Genomic DNA, 22,537 nt, shown 5'->3' with positions numbered 1-22,537 from the left:
ATCAGAATTGATCAAGAATATGGAGAAACCTGTATCTGGTATTCGGAGTCCAGGCATAGGAATCCTTGTAATCCCAATAGCGATGCTTACTGTTAACCGTGTGTGCATTCACGAGAGGCATGCCGGCAGCATCGATCGCAGTAACGAACGTATTATGCTGGAAATGCCCGTTGCCGTCCCAATCGTAACAAATGACATCACCGATTGTTAATTGAGCTGCATGATCTTTGATCTCTGCCCTAAGTCCTGTTCGGCTTGTCGACAAATGCATACATAAGCTATGCGCAACAGCCCAACTGAAGCTCCACAGCTCGCGCTTCTGTGACATCCCTTGATACCACCAGCCTGTTTCCCTCTTCCCAGTATAGTTCATAGGCGCTCCGCCTGCAAAGAGGCACTGTGAAACAAAGCTTGTGCAATCCACTTCAAAAGCAACATAAGCAGGATTGTCACTGTTCCACCATGTATTCGCGTATTCTTGCGCTTTCATACGATTGTATAAAACTGGGCGATAAGCACCATCGAAGCCATTACCGCTAATTAAGCGAGTGTTTAAATAAGGAACCGATCGGTTATGGTAAGTTCGGTGCTGGATTTCATCCTCTTCTGCTCTAGCAAGTGCTTCGGAAGGTGGTGACAACCGGGAAAATCGTTCTGCCACTTCAGGCTCCACAGCTGTAACAAACCAGCGGCCGTCTTCACGGGATATTGTAAGCCGTTCTCGTTCCTTACGCTCTTCGGTGTGCTTCATACCGTACAGCTCATAGTCAAAGGAGCGACGCATCTCGATATCTACAGCAATTTGACGTCCGTGCTCATGCTCAGCGATTTGTTGAATAACTAGTCCTGTTTCATTGCGAAGAGGCTTTACACGTCTTTCACGATGCCCCGACTGCAATCTCCGCAAGCGAATCTCCTGTCTTCGCAAGTATCGGTCATCTCTGACAGTTGATAATAGCGGGTCAACCTGATAACCGACTTCCAATTGGTTGCGATGGTGCATGTATTCGTAGACGGTTTTTTTCCATTTTTCAATCATTTGGAACCCCCCTGCCCAACTGGAAAAGGTATATGCACTTTAAGTAGGTATGGTTTCACGCAAAAAGACATTATCCCATTTATATGAAAGGAACGTTGCAAACATGTGTAATTTAACACTTTACGGCATACTTAGAAGAAGGTATACTTAAGACAAGGAATTATGAAATCACGTTTCATCTAATGAAACTGGTTCCGTTTTTATACAAAGACAATCCATAGGGAGGCACAAACATGTCCAAAAAAGACCATTTCTCCGTAAGGACCCAGCTTACCGTTGGCGGCAAACCGTTCAACTACTACAGCTTGAAAGCCTTGGAGAGCAAAGGCTTCAACGGAGTTGACAAACTTCCGTTCTCCATTAAGGTGTTACTTGAAGCAGCTGTTCGCCAATTTGACGGACGCGCTATTACGAATGAACATGTGAAACAAATCGCAGGCTGGGCTGAGGGCCGCGACAGCAACAAGGAAATTCCGTTTATTCCAGCACGTATTGTATTGCAAGATTTCACAGGAGTTCCTGTTGTAGTAGACCTTGCTGCTATGCGTGACACCATGAAACGCGCTGGCGGAGATCCTAAGCGTATTAACCCGCTTGTACCGGTTGACCTTGTAATTGACCACTCTGTTATGGTCGATGCTTTCGGTTCCAAACAAGCTTTGGAATACAATGAGAACATTGAATTCGAGCGTAACGGTGAGCGCTACCGCTTCTTGCGTTGGGCTCAAACTGCGTTCGATAACTTCCGCGCTGTTCCACCTGCTACAGGGATTGTTCACCAAGTTAACTTGGAGTACCTTGCTTCCGTAGCTGCAACGAAGACTGTAGACGGCGAAACTGTAGTATATCCGGATTCCCTGGTAGGTACAGATTCACACACTACTATGATCAACGGCCTTGGCGTTGTTGGTTGGGGTGTCGGAGGTATTGAGGCAGAAGCTGGGATGCTTGGCCAACCTCTATATTTCGTTACACCTGAAGTTATTGGTTTCAAATTGACTGGCAGCTTGTCCGAAGGGGCTACTGCAACTGACCTTGCACTTACCGTTACCCAAATTCTTCGTAAGAAGGGTGTTGTAGGTAAATTCGTTGAGTTCTATGGTCCTGGACTCAGCAATATCAGCTTGGCTGACCGTGCTACAGTGGCTAACATGGCGCCTGAGTACGGAGCAACAATCGGCTTCTTCCCGGTTGACAGCGAAGCCTTGAACTATCTGCGCAGCACGGGTCGCCCTGAAGAGCAAATCATGCTTGTTGAAGCGTATTACAAAGCTCAAGGCATGTTCCGCACAGACGAAACGCCAGATCCAGTATTCACGGATTCCATCGAACTTGACCTTTCCACAATCGTACCAAGCTTGGCTGGTCCGAAGCGTCCTCAAGACCGTGTGGAATTGACGAATATGAAAGACGCTTTCAACGAAATCATCCGCACACCGATTGAAAAAGGCGGATACGGATTATCTGATGAGAAAATCGCCCAAACGGTTCCCGTCTCCCACCCGAACGGTAAGAATTCCACACTTAGCACAGGTGCTGTCGTTATTGCTGCGATCACGAGCTGTACGAACACCTCTAACCCTAGTGTTATGCTTGGTGCTGGGCTTGTAGCTAAAAAAGCCGTTGAACGCGGTTTGACCGTTCCAGGCTATGTAAAGACCAGCTTGACTCCAGGATCTCTGGTAGTTAACGAGTACTTGCAAAAGGCAGGCTTGATCGAGCCATTGGAAGCACTTGGATTCCACATTGCGGGTTACGGCTGTGCTACTTGTATCGGTAACAGCGGACCGTTGCCGGATGAAGTGAGCCAATCCATCGCGGACAATGATCTTACTGTAGCAGCCGTATTATCTGGTAACCGTAACTTTGAAGGCCGTGTACACGCACAAGTGAAGGCTAACTACCTGGCTTCCCCTCCGCTTGTTGTTGCTTATGCCTTGGCAGGTAACGTGAATATTGACTTGGTCAATGATCCAATCGGCCATGACAGAGACAACCAGCCTGTATACTTGAAAGACATCTGGCCGACTAACGATGAGATCAAATCAGCTGTTGCTTCGGCTCTTAGCCCAGACATGTTCCGTGCGAAGTACGAGAATGTGTTCACGCAAAATGAGCGTTGGAACCAGATTCCTGTGCCAAAAGGCGAGCTGTACGAGTGGGATACGAACTCCACTTATATTCAAGAGCCTCCGTTCTTCCAAGGCCTTAGTCAAGAGCTTGATGATATTCAAGAAGTACATGGCGCCAAAGCACTTGCGTTGCTTAGCGACTCCGTCACGACGGACCATATCTCCCCTGCTGGTAACATCAAGACTGACAGCCCAGGCGGAAGTTACTTGCTCGAGCATGGCGTGAAGAAAGAAGACTTCAACTCCTACGGCTCCCGTCGTGGTAACCACGAAGTCATGATGCGCGGTACATTCGCGAACATCCGTATTCGTAACCAGGTTGCTCCAGGCACCGAAGGCGGCGTAACTACTTACTTGCCTAACGGTGAAGTAATGTCCATCTACGATGCATCGATGAAATACCAAGCGACCGAAACTTCCCTTGTTGTAATCGCGGGTAAAGAGTACGGTACAGGGTCTTCCCGTGACTGGGCAGCCAAGGGTACTTTCCTGCTTGGCGTAAAAGCAGTTATCGCTGAGAGCTTCGAGCGTATTCACCGCAGTAACCTCGTTGGAATGGGCGTTCTACCGCTTCAATTCCCAGAAGGTCTTGGTTGGAAAACGCTTGGTATCACAGGTACCGAGACATTCGACATTTCCGGTCTTGACAATGGCGTTCAACCTGGTCAAACGGTACGCGTGGCAGCAACTCGTGAAGACGGTTCTTCCTTCGAGTTCGACGCCATCGTGCGTCTGGACAGCATGGTTGACGTTGACTACTATCGCAACGGCGGTATCCTGCAAACGGTGCTTCGCCAGATTATTGCTGAAGGTAAATAAGAACTTGACATAGAAAGAGCGGGACACCTTGGTGTCACCGCTCTTTTGTTCGTTATTGGAAAGTTTCCTGGTCTAACTCGCCTCATCCTAATTCTCGGCACTTTTGAACCTTGCAATGGCACCGAACAGCTCGCCCAGCTTAACCGACATACATGGATATTTCTTGGAGGTTAACGTATCCGTCTCATCATAAGAAGCTGCCAATGTATACTCCTCATTAGCCAGTAAGAATTGATCTACGATGGAATGCACCGGATCAATGATCCAATACTCGCTGACTCTGAACCGAGCATACAGTTCTTTTTTACGCACCTTATCGCGTGAACCTGTACTTGGCGACAATATTTCAACGAGCAGATTAGGCGTACCAATAATCTTCTCATTCACAATAATGGAGAGGTTGTCATTTGCAATAAAAATCAGATCTGGCTGAACAATATTGTCTTCACTAAGATGCACATCCAAGGGAGCCAGCAGAATAACTCCGTCAGGTTGGCAAGAACTATTAAGACTCATATATAGCTGTCCTAGCAAAGCCTGATGCGAGATGCTCGGAGATGAAAGAAAGTCATAGCGTACTCCATCAATGATTTCATAGCGATCAGAAATGTCGTAAAATCCGGGTTGTTCCTTGATGGCTGGTGTTTTCTTTCTATTATTCTGCTCCGTCATGGCTACCTCCTAGTTACGTAGATGATGGTATTATATCATAAGCATTTCATGCTTTGGATTTTATAGAAAACGAGTCGGCACATGTGTAAACTGTCCCTATAGAATTCCAATTAATAAAGTATTGACCGAACCACTAGTTACCAAATATGATTAAACTATCTTATTCCCTTGATTCGACATTTTCTGCACCTAGAGGAGGGACTGTATGGAAACTACTGTGTTATCTGCAAGTCAAGCTAATTCTACAACCATATTAGAAAACGCTTACATTTCCACTAAGCATAAAAAGAATTACGTATTACCCATTGTTGCTTTTATTATCTTACTGGCAGTAGGAGCCGTCCTGACTTTTCACGGCTACATCGCCTGGTCGCTCGCAAGACCGTATATCGCCCCTCTCAGCTCCAACCCCATGAAGGCAGTTGGTCTAGGTTATGAAGAAGTCCATTTCACTAGCAGCAGCGGCGGCAGCATGTTAGAAGGATGGTATATTCCTTCCCTCAACTCTGACAAAACCGTTATATTCTCTCACGGCTATGGCGGGAATCGCGAGGAGCTGTGGGTCCCTTTTTACAGTCTCGCCAAAGAACTGCACAAGCATCAATATAACGTGCTCCTGTTCGATTATTCCTACGTCATTCCCGATATATTACCTACAGGAGGCATCAGGGAATCGTTGGAGCTGCAGGGTGCTATTGATTATGTCAAGCAGCGCGGCAGCGCACACACATATATATGGGGCTTCTCCATGGGAGCCGGAACCGCTCTGCAAACAGCACTGCACACTCAGGATATCGCGGGCATGGTTTTGGATAGCACTTTTTTGCTCGAACCCGAGACGATGTTTCTGAACGTCAGACAACATCTCGATTTGCCAAGGCTCTCCTTGCCTCTCATTCGATTGTTCTTCCCTCTGCTGAACGGTACCAGCCTTAATCAGATCCCGTATCAAACGATCAAACAAACCACATATTCCATGCCGATCTTGTTCATCCATAGCATGAAGGATGCGAAAGCTCCTTTCGGAATCGTAAAGTCTATTTATGACAATCAAGCCTCTACACAATTGGCGAAGCTCTGGCTTCTCCCGGAAGGTAGGCATGAGCTGATTTATAAAGCTAACAAGAAGGAATATTTGAAGCGGGCTTTATCGTTCTTCGATCTTGCCAGGACTGATATTCCTTGATTTGCAATAAACCTGTTAGCACACTCCTAAGAGCGTCAATCGCATTTGGATGCGGTATGACGCTCTTCCATCAACTAACTCTCCTCTTCAGCGACTATTATGACGTTTGCGATGTGCAGTTCGCTTCCTGGCTATCCTGGCTCTTTTAAGCCGTCGTCTAGTACGCTCGCGTCTGTTCATACTTTTTGCACGCTTCGCAGAGATCTTCTTGCCGAGTTTGCGGTGGATTCGTTTACGTAATTTACGTGCACGTTTGGCTGGTTGCTTGGCAGGTTGAAGCCATCCCTTCATGTCTACCAGTGCTTGACCTTTGATCGGATGAATCCAGTAAAAGGATGGATGCTGTCTGGTTTGTTCGGCTTCCGGGATCGTGATATCACTCCCCCAACGCACGCTGTTATTGTACATATGACCATCTGGATATTCCCTGACCCTGCCCCCGCACGCCATCGCCAATGTGACGAAAAACGTTTCTTCCAGCGTGAATGGCGGGTCTGAGTGGATCATTTGAGCCGCCGTATCTGGATTAACATGGCTAAGCATTCGGCGGACGATTTCGTGCTTGTATACCTGTCCCGGGTTGAAATACCGAAAGTAAGTATCCGTACGAAATAGTGGCTGCCACAACGGCCATTTCTCGGTCATATATTGAATCGGAAGCGAATTCGGATTGTCTGCAGCCGTATTGAGTCCCCAGCCCATACAGTCGGCATCTGCCATCGTTTCATCGAGAAATGCTTCAAAGCCATGTTTGACAAATAACACATCATGATCCAGATTGATCAAATAATCATATTCGGTCTGCGTATCTTCCAGCCACCTCATCACTTCCCACAGATAGGGTGTCAAATTCCCGTATACAATAGGATGGCTGTTGGGGTATTTACACACGTTCAAACTAGTAGCAAACTCAGGATTCGTCCCGCCGTTGTATAACACGATTTCGGCATTCGGATTATAATGACGGATATTATCTAATTGCGCGGCCAATACATGCTCTTCCTGATAAGCAAGCAGCGCAAAAATGATTCGTTTTGCTACTGGCTGCTGGTATGCTGTTCCTTGGCTATCCAAGCCCTCCCCCCCTCACTCATCATACTGTAGCTTATGTGGGTCAAGCCAGGAATGGTGCGTGGAGAGGGCGCCCTAATAATTCCTTTAGCTTCAGTCCGCTGCATGAACAAAGCAGGAGCCTCCAAGTGGAGGCTCCTGCTATAATGAACTGATATAACCTCTACCGCTGAAGCGTTATTCAACGCACCATCTTGCCCATCCGGTTCGCTGCCTCAATAATAAGCGGAGCGTGCTCCTTCATCCGCTCGAGCGTCAGTCGGTTCGCCGGCCCCGACACGGCGAGCGCGTCAGCGAGCTTATGCGAGCGGTTAAAGATCGGCGCGGCTACCGCAGCTGCCCCTGGCTCGCGCTCCTCGACGCTCGTGGCGTAACCGAGCCGGCGAATCTCGCCGAGCTGCCGCTCGAACACTGCGCGCTCTTTCGCGTCTGCCCAGCTCAGCGCATCGAGCAGCTCCCGTTGCTCCTCGGGCTGCGCAAAGGCAATGAGCACCTTGCTCGATGCTCCCACGCTTAGCGGCAGCCTAGCGCCAATCGGTGCAACGCGGCGAATCGCTTGATTGCTCTGCACCGCCTGAATGCGAATCCGCTCGTTCCCATCGCGCATATATAAGCTGATCGTCTCGCCAAGCTGATCGCGCAATCGTTCCATCTCTGGCAGCAGAATCGTCGCCGGATCATCACCATGTTCCATATTCGCTGCCAGCTCCCAAATTCGGAAGCCGAGTCTGTATTTCTCCGTCTCTGCATTGCGAATGACGAAGCCCCTTCCCTCCAAGGATGCGAGCAGCCGATGAACCGTACTTTTATGAAGAGAGATTTTACCTGCTATTTCCGTTAGGCTTAGCTCTGTGGAGTCAGTAAAGCATAGGATGACATCCAGAGCACGTTCTACTGCACGAACTGTCAGTTTCTGATCTTCCATGAAGACACCGCCAGATAGGTTTCATATAATGAAACAGAGTTTTATTAAATTATACCCCACTCTCCTTACAAATGCACGTTTTTCCTACCTTTTGGAATATTTCTCATACCATTATTGTAACCAAATATTATAAATAATCGATCACCGCTAAGAATAGTCCAACCTCCGCCAAGAATACATTGTCAGAAGATTATGTAGAGGGAGGCCAACCTCAGTATGCCGGATATGTATGAAACCTTCATGCCAATGAGAGTTCTGGAAGAAATTCGCTCGTGGAAACGACAAGAACGAGAGCAAACGATGAGCATTCGCAAGCAAATGACTTATCTGCAGCCTGAGTATAGAGAACAGCTGGAGCAATGGGAAGCCGTCTTAGGCCAAACAGAAGCAGCAGCGGAGCAATGGATGGATGCCATATGGAGATCAACACCGGACTCAAGCCTGGCCGTTCGCCAATCTGTGTACGAATTACTGCAAGTGTCCTCCGCACAATCCAGACAAATGCTCCAGACGCTGCATGCCATATTGGGAAATGAAAGCAGAAATAGGAATTTTGAGCGTCCCTCACCCGAAGCAAGTCCTCCAGCAACCGGAGAGGGAAATTGGTCCGCTTCCACAGTTCCCTATCGTGAAGTCCCGATCGGAGGCCACACCCTTCCGCCCTTGCCTTATAACTACAATGCGCTCGAGCCCCATATCGATGAGAAAACCATGCGCATTCACCATGACATTCACCATAAATCTTATGTAGATGGTCTGAATACGGCAGAAAAAAAGATGGCGGAAGCCCGTCAAACCGGCAATTATGACTTGGTTAAACATTGGGAAAGGGAATTAGCCTTCAACGGGGCTGGACATTACTTGCATACGATATTCTGGAATGCGATGAGTCCTAAGGGCGGGGGCCAACCCAAAGGTGACCTGGCCAGGCAGATTGAACGTGACTTTGGCAGCTTTGAAGCATTCAAGCAGCAATTCAGCGCGGCGGCAGAAAAAGTGGAGGGCGGGGGATGGGCAATACTCGTTTGGTCTCCAAGAAGCGGACGGTTGGAAATTCTGCAGGCTGAGAAACATCAAAACTTGTCCCAATGGGATGTTATTCCTTTGCTGTCGCTTGATGTGTGGGAGCATGCCTATTACTTAAAATATCAGAACAAACGGCCTGATTACGTCAAGGCCTGGTGGAATGTAGTGAATTGGCCCTATGTGGCTGAACGGTTCGGTGCAGCGAGCCAATTGAAATGGCAGCCTTATTAGTCTTTCAACGCACCAGCTTGCGGAGCAAGGTGAGTGCATAAATAAAGAGCGCAGCAGCCAATACCCAAGCCCCGATCTGGATGTTGGCTGTTGCTCGCACAGAGGCTCCGATTGCAACAAACGCCCATACAAACACGGCTATATAAACGGGATCCACATACCTGCTTCCCATCCAGACTGCTAATCCGGCTGCTACGACAAGCATGATAATGGTCCAAGCTTCGTTCGTTAAGCCCCACCCACTCCAGTCATTAGCGTACAAGACCACACTTATATTCACGATCGTTGCAACTGAAATCCATCCCAGATATAAGCTGAAAGGCAATTGCACAAGCCATTGTACCGCTGTTGAACGTGTGTTTGAGCGAGTTTTCAGGTATACCACAGTTAACGTAATGAGCAATCCGAACATAATAAATACGGTTGAATCTATGTACAAATAATGCCACAGCACAACCCAAGCACAGTTAAAAAGACAACTAATCACAAACCAAGGTCCCACAGCTTGAACCTCTGGTTGTTTCTGACCAGAAGGAAAAAGCTGATATACTACGAAACCCGCTAGAGACGCGTAAATCACACCCCAAATAGCAAAAGCATAAGTCGTTGGTGTAATGAGTACCGGAAACATAGCGGATATCTCGCCAGTTGATCGTCCTCCTAACGGGATCGCATTAGCCAACCAGTTGAGTATTAGTACCACACCTAAGGCAATTACATTCAGCCATCGATAGGTCATAGCTGCTAGCCTCCTTCTACGTGGGACATTTAAGAGTACCTGACTCCTGTTCCTTACCCACTTTATTCACTATATGCACAGCCTGCAATAAACTAGTCCCAAAATATATCGGAACCATCTGCCCCCTCATTTCTTCAAGTTTTCTGAAACCAGATGTCTTTGAAGTCGATCCCGCCCTTGCTCAGAGGTGGTTCGGATAAGAAAATGGCTGCCGATCACGCTGGCAGCCACTTTTTGTTCTAACACTGTTATTCGTTCGGTATGGAGAGACGATTAACAAGACTTTCTATAAGAATTAATTGTTCCGTTATATGACCCACGGAATCGTTAGATCCAATAGTTCCTCTCAACGATTCCAGACGACTTCTAATTTGAGTTACAACACCATCCCAATAAATGGGAGAAGGAACCATTTGCCAATACAATGTTTGCATCCAGGTCTAATAAAAGGATGGGATCCCTGTTATTTTCGATAAATGATTCTCACAACCCTTTGGACAGCAGCCTCATTCTCACATTTGTTGTTGTTTGTGACGTTATATCTATTAAAAATCCAGAGATACTCATAAACTTATTTTCCACTTCGTTTGATACAGTTGTTATTTTCATTTCTATATTTTTTCCATCTTTAGCTTTGATCTCCGTTATAAATTCCTGGGCATCGCTTTCTAAAGCTTTTTGGAAATAATAATGCAGCCTTCTAAATTCATCACACAGATTACATCCGTATGATTTTCGAAGATTTCAATCAGATACTAGGAAGCGGAGGAACTGATTCGGCTTGTAATTTATTCTATTCTACCTTCTCCACTTAACTGCGTTCCTCCAGGTAAACCTAATTGGCCAAAGGTGTAAATATAGTCAGATTGATATCTCTTTTTAACGCCTTCAATAGAAACGAAATATTCATTACCTTCTTCTAAGAGGTTATATATTCTTGAATCCTCTATCATTACCTTATATCTCTTTTTGTCTGGACTAACATCATTAGCGTTAGAACCAACTACCCACATTTTGAGGTATTTACCTGGTTCGATATGATGTTCTTTTTTCTCAATATAAATGAACATACCAACACTTTGAAAAGACTTACCTCTCTCAAAATAAATATAAAGAGCAAATGATAATACCAGCACAATCAAAATTAACCATTTTTTATTGAGTTTTTCAGGCAATTAATCCACCTCCATACATCACCACTGCTTCATCTTGAGTACGATTTAACGTATTTCACTCCTGCTTTTCGTGGCATCTTGATTTTAGGTACCTCGCCTACAGATAAGCCATGTTACTACTGTCTATTTGGGCCATTTCATCTCTCAGTCACTATTTAACCAATTTGACTATCCCCTATTTCCACATTGCGAACCAGTTCTCCTCAAAACCATGCGAATAACCAATAGTAAAACTTGTTATCCCAGAAAGAACCGTCTTAACCTCCCAAATAACCTATACTAGCACCGACTAACTGATCTCCACGGTCCTAAGTAGTAACTCAGGACTTCACTAATCCTATTCAGCTTCATATTACCCTTTACCATTAGACGCACGGGCATCGATAAAGTTCCAGCGTTAATGGTTAAGTCATGCTGCGCTCGTCATTGATCATACGGAATGTCCTTGTAGGCATAGTATGTGGGATAAACGTCTGCAGGTTTTAACGACCTGATTCAAAAATATCCGTCTGGAGAATGAGGCTAAATAACTGAGTATCAAATATACTGTTTATATGATCCACAATTTAATGAACAGGAGATGCATAATGAATACCTATTCCATTGAAGTGAAACAATTGCGCAAGAGCTTCGGCAATCTAACCGTACTGGACAGTTTAAATTTGGTGGTAGCAAAAGGAACGATATTCGCGTTGCTCGGTCCGAACGGTGCCGGCAAAACGACACTGATCCACATCTTGTCAACGTTGTCCGAACCAGACGGCGGGTCCGCGCGAATTGAGGGGTACGACGTTGTTGCTGACAGAAACGCGGTACGCCAGTCAATCAGTCTGACCGGTCAATTCGCTGCGGTCGATGAAGTGCTGACAGGCCGTGAGAATGTCATGATGATGTGCCGGCTGTCCGGCTTGTCGCCGGCGGAGTCCCGTTCACGGACGGCAGAGCTGCTGAAGCGCTTCGACCTCGACGCCGCGGCCGGCAAGCGCGTGAAAACCTACTCAGGCGGCATGCGCCGCAGGCTGGACCTGGCCGTAAGTCTGGTCGTCAGCCGTCCGGTGCTGTTCCTCGACGAACCGACGACCGGCCTGGATACGGTCAGTCGCCGCTCCCTCTGGGAAATCATCCTGCAGCTCAAACAGCAAGGGATGACGATATTCTTGACGACGCAGTATTTGGAAGAAGCCGATCAGCTTGCCGATGAAATCGCAGTACTAAACCAGGGACGAATCGTCGCGACAGGCACGTCCGAGGCTCTGAAAGCGCGCGTCGGGGGAGAAGTCATCGAATTGAGGAACTCTCTGGACGAAGTCATTCGGACCATTTCGACCAGCGGCAGCGTTCATGATGTACGGCGAACATTGAACGAGGTTGCCTCCTTGTATCCGCTGGATACGAAGATCGTCCTTCGCAAGCCAAGCATGGACGATGTCTTTCTTGCCTTAACAACAACTGAACAGAAGGAGGCTTCGCTCGTATGAACGATCTTCAACCAATTTCCAAGCCCGCTTCTTTCGCGGCAACTAACGCCGTCTTCATTAGCCGCAGCATCCGCCACAGCTTGCGCAACATCGAGTCGCTCCTGATGGCGCTCATGCTGCCGATTATGCTAATGCTGCTGTTCACATACGTATTCGGCGGCGCGATCGATCCGAACGGCGACTATGTGAATTATGTCGTTCCGGGCATTATACTTTTGTGCGCCGGCTTCGGCTCGTCCAGCACTGCGGTCGACGTAGCAACAGACATGACCAACGGCATTATCGATCGGTTCCGGACGATGCCGATCCGCAGCATTAGCGTGGTCACGGGCCATGTCGCTGCTAGCCTCGCCCGGAATTTGCTCGCTACAGGTATCGTCATCGGCGTCGCACTGCTGGTCGGGTTCCGCCCTTCCGCCAGTGTGGTCGAATGGCTGGGCGCTCTTGGCCTCATCACCCTGTTCATCCTCACCTTTACTTGGCTATTTGCCGCAATCGGCCTCGTCACCGGCAGCCCTTCCGCCGCCAGCGGCTACGGGTTCGCACTGCTGTTCCTCCCTTATCTCTCCAGCGCCTTCGTCCCGACAAGCACGATGCCTTCCTGGCTGCAAGGGTTCGCCAACCATCAGCCGATCACACCGGTCATCGAGACGATTCGTGGATTGTTAACCGACACGCCGGTGATGGATAACGGCTGGTGGGCGATCGGTTGGTGCGCGTTGATCCTAGTAATCGCTATCACTTGGTGCACCCTGGCTTTCCGCCGGATAGGCGGAAAGCGGTAAAACGAATAAAAACAGCGTTTCGGCATCGCCGAGACGCTGTTTTTATTGATGAAGTCGTTTATTCTTGGATCGATGTCTTCTGCTTCAAATAGTGTTCAATGCCGTCCAAGATCCTATCGAGTCCGAAATCGAGATCGTCACCGATCGGGTTGTCGGCCTCGTCCGTATAAGCGCCGGACATCAGGATAGGGTACAAATACGGAAACCGATCCGATTTGACCAACTGCTTGAGCGCGGCGCTATAGCTGACGCCGCTGAACGTCTCGGGGCTCGCACCTTCGCGGATTGCCCGGTCCATGTCCCGCACGATCAGCCCGCACGCCCTCGTATAGCTGCTTACGAGCAGCAGGAATGACATTTTCTCGAAATCATTCAGCGGGAACCCCCGCATAATTCTAAGCATCCAATCGATCACTTGAAGATTGCCCGGTGTGATTGGTACGCTCGTAATCGGGATATCGCCGTACCAGGGATGCTCCCGGAATACACCCACGCAAGTCCAGACATACTCTCGCATTTCCTGGCGCCACGTTTTACCCTCCTCTTCCGGTGGAATAGGGATGTCGCAGACCGCGTCCTGCATGAGCACCAACAAGTCTTCCTTGCTCGTGATGTAACGATACAGCGACATTGTAGTGAAGCCCAACGATTGGGCAACCCGCTTCATCGAAACAGCGGCAAGACCGTCCTGATCAGCAATCTCGATCGCCGCGTCGACGATTTTCTTGACGCTTAGCTCGCCTTTGGGGCCTCTTCGCGGCTGCTTGACGATCCCCCAGCTTAGCGTTACCCCTGGCGGCAGCCCCTGTAATACTTCTTCATCGATACTATCGCCGCTTCCCATGTATGCTCGATCCTCCATCGTCGTTACAGGTGTCGAAGGTATGTACTTCCTATAAAGTATATCACAAGCACCCCAACACCAAATAACACATAGCGATCATCAGGCATAAAGTTCCTCTTAGTCCTTAACCAGAATAATCTGACTTTCTAGCGCACTTTCATAGCTTTTTTTCATCCTTGTGTCAAAATCCATAGAGTCAAAGATCTCTGGGGCTATGGTCGCCTTGGATTTTTGATAGGCCATCAGCTCGTTGCACAACTCTCTACATTGCTCGATGTTTCCATTTTCCACAATTTCAATTGTTATGTTTTTCATCTCTTTTTCATCCTTCATAGGTGTATAATTTGTCAAGTGCTTAATCGATATCAATACTGCTTAATGGAATGATACCAAATCGGAATAGCACAATAGTAAGGGCTAAAAAGATGATCACCAAACAAACATGCTTTTTACCAACCCACCCTGCTTCCATATAGTGTTTGAAAGAGTTGTGAAGTATCGTATACAAAGGGATCATACCCGTAGTAAGAGCGATAAAATATATGGGTCCATTCGATGATAGCTGTGTGATATGAGTATAGCCATACCCTACTAATACAAACCAAACAACGATTAACAATGACCAAAACGATGTTTTGATCAGAACCATTTCATTCGTATTCTGGGATATATTCCTCCCGCAATTTTTACAATGACCTGCATCAATGCAGCTATGGCATAAAAATCGCATACATTCTGGACATTTCCTTACTGACTCCGTACTTTTATGAATTGTACAAATCAAGTAAATCCTTCCCTTCCATTTAACTTAGCAGAGCCGTAGATCGAGCCAGCGGCGAGCAAAAAAGTGACCCACAGCAACGGGCTGCGGGTCTAAATTTATATATTAAAAAGGGGGTCGTACTTTATTATAAACTTGATTCATTAAAACTGGATGAAAATAAGATTTCAATTGTGTTACACTTCTAAGCTATTGCACCCGTTAAACCTTACGCTAAACCATGTCCTTTAAGAATAAGCAATTTTTCCTTTGGAATACTTTTTTCCAAATCCCCATTTTCAACTTCGATTGCTTCCCATTCCGAATACAGAACAAAGTCAGTTGTTACTGGTAGAATTTCATTCCATTTATATGAGTTTAATTGGTAGGCAACCTCAAAACGTACATTTTGACAAAATTCCCAAGTATCTTCCCACTCATCATTCTCAGTTAGCCCGACAAACTTCTCTTGTTTCTCTTGAAAGGAAGGTAACACTTGTTCAAGCCCTACCTGATACCGAGCAGGCATCTCAGCCGAATTCCACAAATACCATAATTTCTCACTAACCTCTTCATTAATCATTTCGTCTCTATATGATTTTATACCAAGAGTGATTAAACCAAGCACAGGTTCGTTGTCGGATCCAAAAAGGGAGATATAACATACTTCATCCGAGTCCATTAATTTAATTTCTTTAACAGCATTCGGAATTTCACGTAACATATCTTGCTTCAATTCTTCTAGAAGTTGCTTTTTATCCATTTTTTTACCTCCGACTTTTGATTAATATACTGGATACGAAGATCGTTGCCTTAGTGATGGAGTGCGATCCCTTCCCTAGTAGTTTGAAAAAGCTGTCGACCACATCCGTCGGCGGCTTTGAGTCAATTTATCCATCAATTAGAATTGGTGTTTTTAGACTGTTATTATTACCAATCTACTGTGCTAACACGCTCCTCGTTGGGGCTCCCATAATAAAATTAAGATCATGAGCAGGATGCAAATCATAGTCATTTATTTCATTTAACGAAATCCAGGCAATCCCAACTTGATGCACATCTGGAGTGTCTCCTACCTTAGCTTCATTGCGGGACGTAATCTTACATAAGAATGTAAAATCAATTTGATGAACTTCTGACTCTAATTCCGGAAACATGGAGTCCCTCTTGGCGATAAATTCATTAATAAAAAGAAGTTCTATGATTTCGACTTCTAAACTTACCTCTTCAAATACTTCGCGCACTAAGGTTTGTTTTATGCTTTCCCCTTGATTTTGCCCTCCCCCAGGCAGAACATAGAATTCACCTTGGACTCCAGTTCTCCTCAAAACGAGTAGCTGCTCGTCCTTTATTATTATCGCTCGTGCTGCCGTTCTAATCGCCAAAGTTGCACCTCTCTATTGTCTTCTGTTTACCCTTTAGTAAGCCTGTAATAATTATAATTCTCGTTTTTAATCTCAATGCTGTTTAAAAAATCGAAACCACATTTTTGTATTACTCTATTCGATGAAATGTTATGCATCAGAGCTACAGCGTTAAGTATCTCGACATTGGTTTTCTCAAACAAATACTTGATCATTCCTTGTGCGGCTTGGGTGGTATAACCTTTGCCTCTATAATCTTTTGATATAGCATACATAATCTCTCTGTTTGGCGGTGGCAACTCCTCTTTTATTCCAGTACAACACCAACCAATGAATTTACCTGAATCTTTCAAAATAATTCCTAATCGCAGACGGAGTTGTTCAATATTCCCACCCTCTGCTACAGCTCTAAAAAACCGTTTATTCTCTTTAATTTCATAGTTTATTAACCAACTTTTTCGTTGTTCCTTATGTACATTCCAACCAGGCAAGAATTCATATATTTCGGGTTGCCAAGTAAGAGAGTGATATTCGTCCAAATCCTCCACTCTAAACTCACGCAAAATAATATCATTACATTCAATCGTAAAAACGTCATGAATGTATTCCGAGCTATCACCTTTAATTATTATCATTCCCCTCTACTTGTGCACAAAGCGCCGAAATATCCATTGTGGAATATCGTAACATAACATTCGCGAATAGGTTGGGAAAGAATTACTATTTATTAAACTTTCGGATTCATGGACTTTATTTCTTTGTATACTCATACAAAATCAGTCCATTATATCAAATATGCTGCGTTTGAGAGAAATTAACTGAAGGTTTTGCAGTTACTACTCGCGCTGTTTAGCTAGATAATCTGCCCTGTGCCTAACTGAACTCGTTGTAGTGGTACGCTGCCTGCGCATAACCCATAGTACTACTGTTTATTTGGGCCACTTCATCGAGCATGCACTAATTAGCCAATCTGACTATCCCTTATTTCCGCATTGTGAATCCGTTTTCCTCAAAACCTGGCCAATAACCAATAGTAAAACTTGCTATCCCAAAAAAAGCTGTCTTTTCCACCCTAATAACCTATACTAGCAGTGGCTAATGATCGCCACAGAACCTAAGCAGTAGCGACATAAGTAACTATTTTTACACCGCTTCATCCCTACGATAAGTCCAATTGATCAAAGACGATTGCATCTTTACCGACAGATGAATTAGCTTTCACAGCGGCAATTGCAGTAAAGCGGGTCCCCCCTATAAAACTGATGTAGGAGTACCCGCCGATTACGCACAAGATAATAATAAACATGATAATACCTTTATTGTTAGTCCTCATGTTCCCTCCAAATTCTTATTTACACCACCATTCCATTATCGTTTCCCGATAGCTTGAATGGTCAACCATTTATAGCTAAACTACAAAAGAAGACTATTTATTGAATAGATTGAAAGAGCCAAGAAACTAGCGACAAGATAATAATAATTGACGAGGAGTGGTTTCTAGTATGTACGAACAAAAAACAAAAGAAACGGACAGCAGTGTCCTTGAGTTTATTGAAAATGTCGAAAGCCTTAAGAAGCGTGAAGACGCCTATAAATTATTAGATATTTTTACTGAAACGACAGGCTATGAAGCGAAGATGTGGGGACCCAGTATTATTGGATTTGGTGCATATCATTATAAATATGAATCCGGTCACGAGGGCGATGCACCGCTAGTTGGTTTTTCACCTCGAAAAGCCAAAATAAGTCTGTATTTTGCCACGGGTGACTCAAAACGAGAGGAGTTATTAAAGGACTTCGGCATACATACGGCAGCAAAAGCGTGTGTGTACATCAATAAAGTAGCAGATATCGATGTTGATGTTTTAAAGGCGTTAATAAACCAATCTGTATCTTTTCTGAAAGAAATGTATCCGAATCAAAACTGAACTATTATGTTCCATTTTGATATTTATAGAGCTAATCTGCCCACTCGCGCAACAGGGCTGCCGACATTCCAACGGTAGCCTTTACAATAAGTATTTGATTAAGGCTATTTGCTACCTTCTTTCGAAGGTGTAATGAAAATGTGTTCTCGAGTGAAACCTCAGAATATCCTGCTACGTCCGAAGCAATCTTCGCATGAAATTCCACAACAAGCTATTTAACCCAATTCGGTATATGAGGTTTGAAATATTTCCCTACCTTCTCTAGCTCATTCATTACGTACTTTATTTTATTTTCGTCTAAAAACCAGTTATCTTTAGTAGTCCCTGTTTTATCAATAACTGGACTTACATAGAACAGGCTCTCTCTCGGAAAATCAGTTTGATTTTACTCACTCACTTCGGTCAGGAAGGGACGCACTATAAGAAGACTGGCAACACGATCGAGCTCATTCCAGATGCCTTCAAGAGGGATGTGACCGACAATGGGAATTTCCTGAGCATTTATGGAGCGTTCACGCCCATTTATGATTTTGCCAAGCTCGGCTTTGTCATCAAAGATCCACAAGAGACGGACCGGGATCGAAGCATATTGGAGAAGCTCAAGTCTTACAAGTACATTTCTTCGATCGGCACGAATGTGGCCGTGCCAACGGGTATGAACTTAAGCGATTTCCGCAAACAAATGAACCAATATCAAACCAAAATTTTATTCGAAGAAAAAGACGCCTCCAACTGGCCGAAATACCGCCAAGAATTGATGAGCAAGTATGGAGGCAAGCCGATATTCGAAGTGTATGCGGAACAAATCGGTGCCGCCCATGGGAAGAAATATGTTTTCAAGACAGAAAATTAACTATTGGAATATGTTGAAAGCTGTCCGGTCCATTATTGACCGGACCGTTTTTTATTCTGATAACATATGCACAAGGATCGGTATGTCAAAGCAAAACAGACAGCAAGCCTCTAAAGGCCGTCTGTCTGTCTGTCTGTCTGTTGTCACAACACAACAAATTAATAATCCTGCTTATCCTTTGACCAGAGCCAGAAACTCTGAACGCAGCGCAGAATCCCCGCGGAACTGTCCTCGAACACCGGAGGTGATTGTTTTGCTGCCAGGCTTCTTCACACCACGTGAACACATACATAAGTGCTCACCTTCAACGACAACCATAACACCCTTCGGCTTAAGCACCCGATCCAGAATGTCGGCAATCTCTGATGTGATGCGTTCTTGAACCTGCAGCTTTCTCGTAACGGCCTCCACCAAGCGGGCAAATTTGCTCAAACCGGCGATTTTACCGCTTGGCAAGTAACCGACATGGATCTTACCAAAGAATGGAGCCATATGGTGCTCACACTGGCTGTAATAAACGATATCCTTGATAATGACCAGCTCTTCATGCTGTTCATCGAACGTAACACCGAGTACTTCCTCAGGATTCACACTGTAGCCTGCGAATATTTCTTCATACATACGGGTTACCCGAGCAGGCGTTTCGAGCAAGCCTTCACGGTCCACATCTTCTCCAATGAGTCTAATAATCTCACGGAAATGGTGTTCGATCTGCTCACGATTTTCTCCCACGTGGCGATTCAAATAATCTTTTACCCCAGCCATGTAAACTCCTTTGTTACTTGAATTTTTGGTTCTTCATCATAGTCTGTACTTTATTCATCTGCTGTTTATTCAGATTATAACCCATTTTCTTGGCCATTTGAGCCAACATCTCAGGATTACTCTGCATTTGCTCCAACTGGCGCCGCAAGTAGAACACACCTATGAAAAAGCCTCCCGCTAGCCCGATAATTAAAGTCACGATAGGAATAATCCAATCCCAAGCTGACATTATTTTGTCACCCCAACCTTGAAATAGTTTTGAATTAAATCTCATTCATCATAGCATGTCTGATCGACGCATTCAACGCAAGTTAGGTTAGTACGGAATCTACGAATATGGTAGTCTCTCTAGCCAAATCAATTTGTTTGACATCTATCTCGTGGTTAGCTCCCTGAGACACAATCCGTACAACTGGACGACCCGGCAAGCCGCGATGCTGACCTACTACAACTCCTACCTCTCTATTGGAGAGCTTAACGGAAGAGCCGGTTGGATAGATCGATACCGTTCTTAAGAATTGGACAAGCACTTCCCGATCCAACTTCGTCCCCGACATGGCCATCATCCGTTCACATGCCTCGTGCGGCAGAAGCCGCTTGGTCGTGCTCAAATCAAACAACAAATTATCGTATGTATTCGCCACGCTAACAATCTGAGCATACAGGTGAATCTGATCCCCCACCAGCTTGCGCGGAAATCCTTGACCATCAGGCTGCTCATGATGCTGCAGGGCTACATGGGCAATTAGCAGATTCAGCTCCGGCTTTTGCTTCAAGATGTCGAACCCACGCCATGTATGGTGCCGTTTGGGATCAGGGGAGTTATCATCCGTAATACGCTCCACCTTGCCCACATCATGAAGCATCGCTCCGATGGCTAATTCTTTCAGTTGAGTCTGATTCAAACCTAGATTCATACCGATCATGATGGACATCAGACATACATTCATAGCATGAACGTACAGTTCATTATCCTTCGTGCGAATATCGGATAGCTGGATTAGCACCTCTTTACTGCGGACGACATCGTCGAGTACCTGATCCGCGGTAACACTGACAGAACGAGTATCTAATTGCTTGCCTGATCGAATAGAATCGAAGGTGTCTGTCATTTTGCGTAACACAACCCGCTTCGTCTCTTCTGATAAGACTTCCGGAATTTCTACATCCTCGAAGCTCGGATCCTTAATATAGACCATCGTAGCTCCAATTCGATTCAACGTATTGATCATATATACCGTTAATTGCACACCTGCCGACAACAGGATCGTCCCATTGCTGGAGAAAATGGTCTTCCCCAAGTATTGTCCGGGCTCCACTTGTTCGATGTTCGTGTACCTCACTACTGCCTCACCTCTCGCATCAGTTGTTTTCCATACACTTATCTGTTGTAATACCCCTACCTTGAAAACCACTGATGGCGAGAGAAACGTCGACTGGGTTGTTCATCTGTAAATTCCAAATGATATTAGCTCCCGCCGCGTTCTCGCTATTTATGAATGCTCCTATTCTTGCTGCGCATCGCCTGAGGCTGAGGCCCGTCTCAGCTCATCAAGCACTTGTGGATGCTGCTCATCCAGCATCGCGCGAGCGATGGCGGCGTCAGCTTCTTCGCCGCCGATTCGGCCGAGCGCCCACGCGGCAGTGCCGCGAATCTCCGGGCGCTCGTCATGCTCTAGCCGTTCCGCCAGATGAGGCACCGCGGAACGGTCTTTAAAGCTGCCCAGCGCGATGATCGCGTTGCGCTGGATGGGCTTGCGGCCGCGCCAGGAGGCAGCCATGGAGCCGTACTGCTCCTTGAACTGCTTGTTCGTCAGAGTAAGCAGCGGGACAAGCAAAGGCTTCACCATCTCAGGGTCAGGCTGCAGCTCCGGCTGGTGCGTCCAGTTCTTGCCCTTATTAATCGGGCATACGACCTGGCACGTATCACAGCCATACAGCCGATTGCCTATCTTGAGCTTCATCTCATCCTCTACGAAACCCTTCGTCTGGGTTACGAAGGAGATACAGCGGCTTGAATTCAGCTCCCCAGGCCCGACAAGCGCACCAGTGGGGCAAGCATCTATACACTTCGTGCAAGATCCGCATTGATCCGTAATGGGCTCATCGGGCGGGAATGGAATATTGGTGATAAGCTCCCCCAAATAGATCCATGAGCCCCATTCCGGCGAGATGATGGAACAATTCTTGGCGCTCCAGCCAATACCTGCTCGTTCTGCTACTGCACGGTCTACAAGTGCTCCGGTGTCCACCATACTTTCCATCCTGGCGTCCGGGACCCGCTCCGAAATAAACGCTTCAAGCTGCTTGAGCCGGTCTCGCAGCACATGGTGGTAGTCCGCTCCCCAAGAGGACCGTGAGATAATCCCCCGGTAAGCGCCTGGCTCGGATTTGGGAGGATCGTTAAGCTTCGATGGATAAGCAATCGCGATGGAAATGACGGATTGAGGCTCAGGCAGGCTTAAGGCCGGATTCACCCTGCGCTCAATATCTGGCTCTTCGAATCCAGATTCGAAACCTTTCTCCCTATGCCTAAGCAGCACCTGCTTCAACTCAGTGAACGGCGCGGCCGAAGCAAATCCAATCTGATCTATGCCGAGTTCAGGCAAAGCCAGTCGTATCTCTTCTTTCAACCTCTCCCATCGGTTGCTTGTGCCCATCGTTGCGTCTGTCTGCATGATCCAATCTCCTTATTCCTTACCTACGGCTAGCTCGTCCACCTTAGAATGAACCGTGCCTTCTAAC

Annotated in this window: 24 protein-coding genes; 7 read left to right on the top strand and 17 right to left on the bottom strand. The window is 46.3% G+C overall.

What is annotated here, in order from left to right:
* Position 1: 1 nt before the first annotated feature.
* Positions 2-1,039 (bottom strand): amidase domain-containing protein, encoded by a 1,038-nt coding sequence (locus AC58QD_RS24085; RefSeq protein WP_497337562.1) that lies wholly within the window; start codon positions 1,037-1,039, stop codon positions 2-4.
* A gap of 233 nt (positions 1,040-1,272) precedes the next feature.
* On the opposite strand from AC58QD_RS24085, the gene acnA reads away from it, so the two are divergent.
* Positions 1,273-3,990 carry an aconitate hydratase AcnA gene (gene acnA, locus AC58QD_RS24080; RefSeq protein ID WP_497337561.1) on the top strand — a complete coding sequence of 906 codons (2,718 nt, stop codon included), beginning with the start codon at positions 1,273-1,275 and terminating at the stop codon, positions 3,988-3,990.
* 87 nt (positions 3,991-4,077) lie between these two features.
* Here the strand turns inward: acnA and AC58QD_RS24075 are convergent, their stop codons facing one another.
* Positions 4,078-4,662 (bottom strand): Uma2 family endonuclease, encoded by a 585-nt coding sequence (locus AC58QD_RS24075; RefSeq protein ID WP_497337560.1) that lies wholly within the window; start codon positions 4,660-4,662, stop codon positions 4,078-4,080.
* Between the two features lie 205 nt (positions 4,663-4,867).
* Here AC58QD_RS24075 and AC58QD_RS24070 point away from each other — a divergent pair, with 205 nt between their 5' ends.
* Positions 4,868-5,848, top strand: coding sequence for an alpha/beta hydrolase (locus AC58QD_RS24070; protein ID WP_497337559.1), 981 nt, complete (start codon positions 4,868-4,870; stop codon positions 5,846-5,848).
* 87 nt (positions 5,849-5,935) lie between these two features.
* Here AC58QD_RS24070 and AC58QD_RS24065 read toward each other — a convergent pair whose 3' ends face one another.
* Both AC58QD_RS24065 and AC58QD_RS24060 read right to left on the bottom strand, forming a co-directional pair.
* Positions 5,936-6,922, bottom strand: coding sequence for a hypothetical protein (locus AC58QD_RS24065; RefSeq protein ID WP_497337558.1), 987 nt, complete (start codon positions 6,920-6,922; stop codon positions 5,936-5,938).
* Between the two features lie 178 nt (positions 6,923-7,100).
* Positions 7,101-7,844, bottom strand: coding sequence for an IclR family transcriptional regulator (locus AC58QD_RS24060; RefSeq protein ID WP_497337557.1), 744 nt, complete (start codon positions 7,842-7,844; stop codon positions 7,101-7,103).
* Positions 7,845-8,060: 216 nt separating this feature from the next.
* On the opposite strand from AC58QD_RS24060, the gene AC58QD_RS24055 reads away from it, so the two are divergent.
* On the top strand, positions 8,061-9,101 hold the full coding sequence (locus AC58QD_RS24055) for a Fe-Mn family superoxide dismutase (protein ID WP_497337556.1): 1,041 nt from the start codon (positions 8,061-8,063) through the stop codon (positions 9,099-9,101).
* A 4-nt stretch (positions 9,102-9,105) separates the two neighbouring features.
* Here the strand turns inward: AC58QD_RS24055 and AC58QD_RS24050 are convergent, their stop codons facing one another.
* The 3 genes from AC58QD_RS24050 to AC58QD_RS24040 all read right to left on the bottom strand — a co-directional run bounded on the left by AC58QD_RS24050 (position 9,106) and on the right by AC58QD_RS24040 (position 11,015).
* The gene (locus AC58QD_RS24050) at positions 9,106-9,840 is read right to left on the bottom strand and encodes a TspO-related membrane protein (RefSeq protein WP_497337555.1); all 735 of its coding nucleotides are present in this window, start codon (positions 9,838-9,840) and stop codon (positions 9,106-9,108) included.
* A 366-nt stretch (positions 9,841-10,206) separates the two neighbouring features.
* Positions 10,207-10,314 carry a PAS domain-containing protein gene (locus AC58QD_RS24045; protein ID WP_497337632.1) on the bottom strand — a complete coding sequence of 36 codons (108 nt, stop codon included), beginning with the start codon at positions 10,312-10,314 and terminating at the stop codon, positions 10,207-10,209.
* A 314-nt stretch (positions 10,315-10,628) separates the two neighbouring features.
* A complete protein-coding gene (locus AC58QD_RS24040) occupies positions 10,629-11,015 on the bottom strand; it encodes a hypothetical protein (RefSeq protein ID WP_497337554.1) in 387 nt (128 codons plus the stop codon).
* 587 nt (positions 11,016-11,602) lie between these two features.
* On the opposite strand from AC58QD_RS24040, the gene AC58QD_RS24035 reads away from it, so the two are divergent.
* Positions 11,603-12,493: an ATP-binding cassette domain-containing protein gene (locus tag AC58QD_RS24035; protein ID WP_497337553.1), complete on the top strand. Its 891-nt coding sequence runs from the start codon at positions 11,603-11,605 to the stop codon at positions 12,491-12,493.
* Positions 12,490-13,278, top strand: a complete 789-nt coding sequence (locus AC58QD_RS24030) for an ABC transporter permease (RefSeq protein ID WP_497337552.1) — start codon at positions 12,490-12,492, stop codon at positions 13,276-13,278. Before AC58QD_RS24035 ends, AC58QD_RS24030 begins: the two co-directional genes overlap by 4 nt.
* A gap of 58 nt (positions 13,279-13,336) precedes the next feature.
* Here the strand turns inward: AC58QD_RS24030 and AC58QD_RS24025 are convergent, their stop codons facing one another.
* From AC58QD_RS24025 to AC58QD_RS24000, 6 genes are all read right to left on the bottom strand, one after another.
* Positions 13,337-14,122 (bottom strand): TetR/AcrR family transcriptional regulator, encoded by a 786-nt coding sequence (locus AC58QD_RS24025; protein ID WP_497337551.1) that lies wholly within the window; start codon positions 14,120-14,122, stop codon positions 13,337-13,339.
* A 117-nt stretch (positions 14,123-14,239) separates the two neighbouring features.
* Positions 14,240-14,437 carry a hypothetical protein gene (locus AC58QD_RS24020; RefSeq protein ID WP_497337550.1) on the bottom strand — a complete coding sequence of 66 codons (198 nt, stop codon included), beginning with the start codon at positions 14,435-14,437 and terminating at the stop codon, positions 14,240-14,242.
* Between the two features lie 674 nt (positions 14,438-15,111).
* Positions 15,112-15,645, bottom strand: a complete 534-nt coding sequence (locus tag AC58QD_RS24015; protein ID WP_497337549.1) for a hypothetical protein — start codon at positions 15,643-15,645, stop codon at positions 15,112-15,114.
* A 175-nt stretch (positions 15,646-15,820) separates the two neighbouring features.
* The gene (locus AC58QD_RS24010) at positions 15,821-16,267 is read right to left on the bottom strand and encodes an NUDIX domain-containing protein (protein ID WP_497337548.1); all 447 of its coding nucleotides are present in this window, start codon (positions 16,265-16,267) and stop codon (positions 15,821-15,823) included.
* Between the two features lie 26 nt (positions 16,268-16,293).
* Entirely contained in the window at positions 16,294-16,881 is a 588-nt protein-coding gene (locus AC58QD_RS24005; RefSeq protein WP_497337547.1) for a GNAT family N-acetyltransferase, read from the bottom strand.
* A gap of 524 nt (positions 16,882-17,405) precedes the next feature.
* Entirely contained in the window at positions 17,406-17,579 is a 174-nt protein-coding gene (locus tag AC58QD_RS24000) for a hypothetical protein (RefSeq protein WP_497337546.1), read from the bottom strand.
* A 169-nt stretch (positions 17,580-17,748) separates the two neighbouring features.
* On the opposite strand from AC58QD_RS24000, the gene AC58QD_RS23995 reads away from it, so the two are divergent.
* Both AC58QD_RS23995 and AC58QD_RS23990 read left to right on the top strand, forming a co-directional pair.
* Positions 17,749-18,174, top strand: coding sequence for a DUF1801 domain-containing protein (locus AC58QD_RS23995; protein WP_497337545.1), 426 nt, complete (start codon positions 17,749-17,751; stop codon positions 18,172-18,174).
* 379 nt (positions 18,175-18,553) lie between these two features.
* Positions 18,554-19,027 carry a hypothetical protein gene (locus AC58QD_RS23990; RefSeq protein WP_497337544.1) on the top strand — a complete coding sequence of 158 codons (474 nt, stop codon included), beginning with the start codon at positions 18,554-18,556 and terminating at the stop codon, positions 19,025-19,027.
* 171 nt (positions 19,028-19,198) lie between these two features.
* Here the strand turns inward: AC58QD_RS23990 and folE are convergent, their stop codons facing one another.
* The 4 genes from folE to queG form a co-directional block, all read right to left on the bottom strand.
* Complete coding sequence (gene folE, locus AC58QD_RS23985) at positions 19,199-19,792, bottom strand: GTP cyclohydrolase I FolE (protein WP_497337543.1); 594 nt, start codon at positions 19,790-19,792, stop codon at positions 19,199-19,201.
* Positions 19,793-19,805: 13 nt separating this feature from the next.
* Positions 19,806-20,021 (bottom strand): YneF family protein, encoded by a 216-nt coding sequence (locus tag AC58QD_RS23980; RefSeq protein WP_497337542.1) that lies wholly within the window; start codon positions 20,019-20,021, stop codon positions 19,806-19,808.
* An 82-nt stretch (positions 20,022-20,103) separates the two neighbouring features.
* Complete coding sequence (locus AC58QD_RS23975) at positions 20,104-21,135, bottom strand: HD-GYP domain-containing protein (protein WP_497337541.1); 1,032 nt, start codon at positions 21,133-21,135, stop codon at positions 20,104-20,106.
* A gap of 162 nt (positions 21,136-21,297) precedes the next feature.
* Positions 21,298-22,470 (bottom strand): tRNA epoxyqueuosine(34) reductase QueG, encoded by a 1,173-nt coding sequence (queG, locus tag AC58QD_RS23970; protein ID WP_497337540.1) that lies wholly within the window; start codon positions 22,468-22,470, stop codon positions 21,298-21,300.
* Positions 22,471-22,537 lie beyond the last annotated feature (67 nt).

The sequence above is a fragment of the Paenibacillus sp. J2R1T-4 genome, from assembly GCF_059692235.1.
The sequence above is the reverse complement of the archived record's forward strand: the minus strand, read 5'-3'. Positions and strand labels throughout refer to the sequence as shown.

Coding starts and splice junctions, on each gene's coding strand:
- AC58QD_RS24085 (WP_497337562.1), bottom strand. CDS start 1,039: ATGATTGAAAAATGGAAAAAAACCGTCTACGAATACATGCACCATCGC.
- acnA (WP_497337561.1), top strand. CDS start 1,273: ATGTCCAAAAAAGACCATTTCTCCGTAAGGACCCAGCTTACCGTTGGC.
- AC58QD_RS24075 (WP_497337560.1), bottom strand. CDS start 4,662: ATGACGGAGCAGAATAATAGAAAGAAAACACCAGCCATCAAGGAACAA.
- AC58QD_RS24070 (WP_497337559.1), top strand. CDS start 4,868: ATGGAAACTACTGTGTTATCTGCAAGTCAAGCTAATTCTACAACCATA.
- AC58QD_RS24060 (WP_497337557.1), bottom strand. CDS start 7,844: ATGGAAGATCAGAAACTGACAGTTCGTGCAGTAGAACGTGCTCTGGAT.
- AC58QD_RS24055 (WP_497337556.1), top strand. CDS start 8,061: ATGCCGGATATGTATGAAACCTTCATGCCAATGAGAGTTCTGGAAGAA.
- AC58QD_RS24050 (WP_497337555.1), bottom strand. CDS start 9,840: ATGACCTATCGATGGCTGAATGTAATTGCCTTAGGTGTGGTACTAATA.
- AC58QD_RS24035 (WP_497337553.1), top strand. CDS start 11,603: ATGAATACCTATTCCATTGAAGTGAAACAATTGCGCAAGAGCTTCGGC.
- AC58QD_RS24030 (WP_497337552.1), top strand. CDS start 12,490: ATGAACGATCTTCAACCAATTTCCAAGCCCGCTTCTTTCGCGGCAACT.
- AC58QD_RS24025 (WP_497337551.1), bottom strand. CDS start 14,122: ATGGGAAGCGGCGATAGTATCGATGAAGAAGTATTACAGGGGCTGCCG.
- AC58QD_RS24020 (WP_497337550.1), bottom strand. CDS start 14,437: ATGAAAAACATAACAATTGAAATTGTGGAAAATGGAAACATCGAGCAA.
- AC58QD_RS24015 (WP_497337549.1), bottom strand. CDS start 15,645: ATGGATAAAAAGCAACTTCTAGAAGAATTGAAGCAAGATATGTTACGT.
- AC58QD_RS24005 (WP_497337547.1), bottom strand. CDS start 16,881: ATGATAATAATTAAAGGTGATAGCTCGGAATACATTCATGACGTTTTT.
- AC58QD_RS24000 (WP_497337546.1), bottom strand. CDS start 17,579: ATGAGGACTAACAATAAAGGTATTATCATGTTTATTATTATCTTGTGC.
- AC58QD_RS23995 (WP_497337545.1), top strand. CDS start 17,749: ATGTACGAACAAAAAACAAAAGAAACGGACAGCAGTGTCCTTGAGTTT.
- folE (WP_497337543.1), bottom strand. CDS start 19,792: ATGGCTGGGGTAAAAGATTATTTGAATCGCCACGTGGGAGAAAATCGT.
- AC58QD_RS23980 (WP_497337542.1), bottom strand. CDS start 20,021: ATGTCAGCTTGGGATTGGATTATTCCTATCGTGACTTTAATTATCGGG.
- queG (WP_497337540.1), bottom strand. CDS start 22,470: ATGCAGACAGACGCAACGATGGGCACAAGCAACCGATGGGAGAGGTTG.